Source organism: Bacillus sp. B2-WWTP-C-10-Post-4 (assembly GCF_009183805.1).
Classification (GTDB): Bacteria; Bacillota; Bacilli; order Bacillales; family Bacillaceae_G; genus Bacillus_A; species Bacillus_A cereus.
In genome coordinates, this window is the sequence record NZ_WEII01000207.1 from 1 (window position 1) to 4,027 (window position 4,027).

The window sequence follows — 4,027 nt, forward strand, 5'->3', positions numbered from 1 at the left end:
ATATAGAAGTTTAAATTTACGTAGCTAGTGGGGGAACCAATATGAAAATGAATGAAATAGTAGCAAGTACACAATTTCCAAATACAATCGAAACAATAACAAAAGATTTAAAAGCATTAGGAGTCGAAAAAGGAATGACAATTATCGTTCATTCATCACTAAGTTCTATCGGGTGGATATCTGGTGGTGCGGTTGCTGTAGTAGAAGCATTAATGAAAGTTGTTACGGAAGAAGGAACGATAATAATGCCAACGCAATCTTCGGATTTGTCCGATCCGAAACATTGGTCAAGACCACCTGTACCGGAAGACTGGTGGCAAATTATCCGAGATAACGTCCCAGCATTTGATTCACGTATAACCCCAACAAGGGGAATGGGTGAAATAGTTGAATGTTTTCGTACATATCCGAATGTAGTACGTAGTAATCATCCGTTAGGAAGTTTTGCTGCATGGGGAAAACATGCAGTAGAAATAACAATGAACCATTCGTTATCAATGAGCTTTGGAGAAGAATCTCCATTAAGAAAAATATATGATTTAGACGGGTACGTATTATTAATTGGTGTTGGATATGATTCCAATACGTCTGTTCATTTATCCGAGGTGCGTTCTGGTGCATGTGAGTTAATACAAGTAGGAGCACCTATTATAGAAAACGGTGAAAGAGTGTGGAAAGAGTTTTTTGAAATGGATTACGAATCTGAGAAGTTTGTAGAAATTGGTGTGGAGTTTGAGCGAAAAGGAACTGTGAAAAATGGGAAGATAGGGAATGCAATGTGTCGTCTAATGAAACAGCGTGATATAGTTGACTTTGGAACAGAATGGTTTCGTAAGAAAAATTAGTAAGGGATGGTTACAATGAAGGGGAAAAAGGTATTAATTACGAGCGGTGGTTGTCTAGAAAAATGGGATCAAGTACGCGGGCATACGAATATGGCCAAAGGTACAATCGGAAGGATAATCGCAGAAGAACTTCTAGCTAAAGGGGCACATGTTATATATTTACACGGTTATTTTGCGGAGAAACCGAGTGATGTACATAGAGGGTTAGAATTACATCCATTTGAAGGAATCGTTGATTTACAAGATAAAATGAAAAGTATCATATCACATGAAAAGATTGATGCAGTCATTATGGCAGCGGCTGGATCAGATTGGATTGTGGAGAAAATTTGTGATCAAGATGGTAATGTTCTTAATATGAACGGAAAAATTTCAAGTGATATAGCACCGATTATTCACTTTCAAAAGGCTCCAAAAGTATTAAAACAAATAAAAGAATGGGACCCAGAAACAGTACTTGTTGGTTTTAAACTTGAAAGTGATTTAAATGAAGAAGAACTGTTTGAAAGAGCAAAAAATAGAATGAAAGAAGCAAGGGCGAATGTAATGATTGCGAATTCACCACATTCTTTATATTCGCGCGGAGCTGTGCATTATGTAATTGGACAGGATGGTAAAGGGAAGTTGTGTAATGGGAAAGATGAAACAGCGAAAGAAATTGTCAAAAGCTTAGAGTTATTATGTAATCGTGTCACTGCTTTTTAAAATTAAGTTTTTAGATGAGAATGAATCCGCATAGTAATAAGTAAGCGAAACTTTAATTGGTGGGAATTTTACTTTTACACGAATGTGAAGCGTATACCAATCAAGAGCTATACACAGAATAATTGGTGAGGAGTGGATTCTATGGAACATTTATTAAAGCAAGCTATTAAACTTAGAAACGAAAAGAAATATGCGCAGTCTAAAGAGATGCTTATAGGATTAACAAACTTTACAAAGGATGCAGAAGTACTGTATCAGTGTGCGTGGATACATGATGTAATGGGGCTAGAAACAGAAGCAGTTCCGTATTATGAGCAGGCAATCGCAAATGGACTTGATGGCGAATCGCTTTGCGGTGCTTATATTGGTTTAGGAAGTACATATCGTTGTATAGGGGAATATGAAAAGGCAATTACAGTATTAGAAGCTGGGGTGAAAAAATTCCCAGAGAACGCTCCGATGAAAGTATTTTTATCATTAGCAAAATATAACGTAAACGATCACGAATCAGCGATGAAATTATTACTTGAAACTGTCGTGAAAGTAGAGGAAGTAAAAGAATTTGAACGTGCCATTTCATTTTATAAAGACCATTTAAATGAGGTTTTTAAATAAAGGAGTGAACGTATGGAGGTTACACTATCACGAAGGCGAAAAGGTGTTTGGATTGGACTCGTCTTTTTAATTATGCTACCAAACTATTTATTGTATGCCCTTCCAATTATACCAGTTGCGCCGAAAGAAGTTGTGCTTGGGTCATTATTAGATTGCATGTTTGTCATTCCAATCATCACGTATTTCTTCATTATTCGAAAAAGATACTCGTTAACGTATATAGTTCCTGTTGTAATAGCTGGTTATATTTTTGCAAGATTTATTATTCCAAGTGACTATTTACAAGCTTTTTCATTCATCTCTTATATTATTGTTGCGGCTGAAATTGCATTTGTAGGTCTAGAATTATTCCTTCTCTATAAAATTGTTAGAGTGCTTCCTAAAATAATAAAAAAATATAAAGAATATAGAAGAGAAAATTATTCCTTTTCTTATGCAATTGATGCAGCGTTTGACGCTACTATGAAAAGAAGTAAGTTAGTAGATGTCATTCTAACAGAGTGTAAGTTAATCTATTATGCGTTTTTATCGTGGCGTGAAAAAGTACCAACAGGTAAATCTGTATACTCATATCATAAAAAGACTGGTGCTATAGGTGTGTATATCATGATTATTCATGCAACAGTAATTGAAAGCATTGGTTTTCATTATTTACTACATCAGTGGAATCCAGTAATAGCATGGATTTTACTTATTTTAAATGTATACGCGATGATTTATTTTATAGCTGAAATACAAGCGATGCGCAAAAATCCCCTTGTCGTAACAGAAGAACAAGTAATCATTCAAATCGGATTAGGAAAGAAAATTGTTATGCCATTTACACAAATTGATAGTATTGCGTTCTACAAGGGGGAATTGCTAACGGAAAAAGAAGGGAAACAGGTATTGGATGCAACTGTTATGGAGTTCATAAAAGAACCTGCTACTTTTGAAATAACATTAAAAGAGCCAGTGAAAGCGCAGTTGTTATACGGCTTTTCTAAAACAGTAAGTCGTGTTTACTTGAATGTTGATGAAGAACGAAAATTTTATGATGCGGTTAAGGAAAAGTTAAAACATGAGTAATAGTGCTGTTAGTTACATAAAAACAAATGAGCTTCCGTTAGAAGTGAAAAAATATGAAACATGGATAGTGAAAAACTCTTTCTAAATAAGAAGGAGTTTTTATTATGTACTTGTATAAATCATCATATAAAAAACTACGCACTTCTTTATCACTACATAAATGGATATAATTGAGGATAGAACTAGCATAAGGGGAAACAAAATAATGAATAAGTTACTTACATCGAAAATTGAAATTATAGAAAGAAAAATCCGGTATAACTCAACAATAGTAGATCACAATTGCTTATTACTTGAAAAGCAATCACAAAGTATCGTTTTATTTCACGAGGTGCAGTATTCATTTACAATGACTGCAAATGATACTAAGTTAATAATCCCAAAAGGGAGTTATACAATCGCATATTACTGGAAAGACCGTCCGTACAATTTATACGTATGGAGAGATATAAAAGGAAAGTATTTAGGTTCCTATTTTAATATCGTAAAAAACACACAAATAAAAGATGAAGTGGTTTCCTTTGAAGATTTAATCATCGATATTATGGTACTTCCAAATGGAGAATACTTCATATTGGATGAAGATGAATTACCAGAGCCATTAGGAAATTTCGAAGGTGGTTATGTGAGGAAAGCTCTTTATGGATTAAAAGAAATCATTCAAAAAGAGCTGCCACCAATAGTTTTGGAGACAGCCAGGGTGCAGAGGAAATAAAATTTAATTACATAAATATTTTGAATGGGAATGAGTAGTCTCAAGTTATATGAGCTAACTTTTTTAATAAATCTAAGGT

The 4,027-nt window shown here is 34.2% G+C and carries 5 protein-coding genes; all 5 read left to right on the plus strand.

Features of this window, described 5'->3' with window-relative positions:
- The first annotated feature begins 41 nt into the window (after positions 1–41).
- Positions 42–845 carry an AAC(3) family N-acetyltransferase gene (locus GBN78_RS28970; RefSeq protein ID WP_000783343.1) on the plus strand — a complete coding sequence of 268 codons (804 nt, stop codon included), beginning with the start codon at positions 42–44 and terminating at the stop codon, positions 843–845.
- 15 nt (positions 846–860) lie between these two features.
- On the plus strand, positions 861–1,550 hold the full coding sequence (locus tag GBN78_RS28975) for a phosphopantothenoylcysteine decarboxylase domain-containing protein (protein ID WP_000676724.1): 690 nt from the start codon (positions 861–863) through the stop codon (positions 1,548–1,550).
- A 141-nt stretch (positions 1,551–1,691) separates the two neighbouring features.
- On the plus strand, positions 1,692–2,165 hold the full coding sequence (locus GBN78_RS28980; RefSeq protein WP_000400636.1) for a tetratricopeptide repeat protein: 474 nt from the start codon (positions 1,692–1,694) through the stop codon (positions 2,163–2,165).
- A 12-nt stretch (positions 2,166–2,177) separates the two neighbouring features.
- Positions 2,178–3,233: a hypothetical protein gene (locus GBN78_RS28985; protein WP_152127999.1), complete on the plus strand. Its 1,056-nt coding sequence runs from the start codon at positions 2,178–2,180 to the stop codon at positions 3,231–3,233.
- A gap of 205 nt (positions 3,234–3,438) precedes the next feature.
- Positions 3,439–3,948: a ribonuclease FAU-1 family protein gene (locus tag GBN78_RS28990; protein WP_025966106.1), complete on the plus strand. Its 510-nt coding sequence runs from the start codon at positions 3,439–3,441 to the stop codon at positions 3,946–3,948.
- The last annotated feature ends 79 nt before the right edge of the window (positions 3,949–4,027 follow it).

What these genes read in the sequence shown, in the direction of transcription:
- GBN78_RS28970 (WP_000783343.1), top strand. Translation starts at nt 42, where the DNA reads ATGAAAATGAATGAAATAGTAGCAAGTACACAATTTCCAAATACAATC.
- GBN78_RS28975 (WP_000676724.1), top strand. Translation starts at nt 861, where the DNA reads ATGAAGGGGAAAAAGGTATTAATTACGAGCGGTGGTTGTCTAGAAAAA.
- GBN78_RS28980 (WP_000400636.1), top strand. Translation starts at nt 1,692, where the DNA reads ATGGAACATTTATTAAAGCAAGCTATTAAACTTAGAAACGAAAAGAAA.
- GBN78_RS28985 (WP_152127999.1), top strand. Translation starts at nt 2,178, where the DNA reads ATGGAGGTTACACTATCACGAAGGCGAAAAGGTGTTTGGATTGGACTC.
- GBN78_RS28990 (WP_025966106.1), top strand. Translation starts at nt 3,439, where the DNA reads ATGAATAAGTTACTTACATCGAAAATTGAAATTATAGAAAGAAAAATC.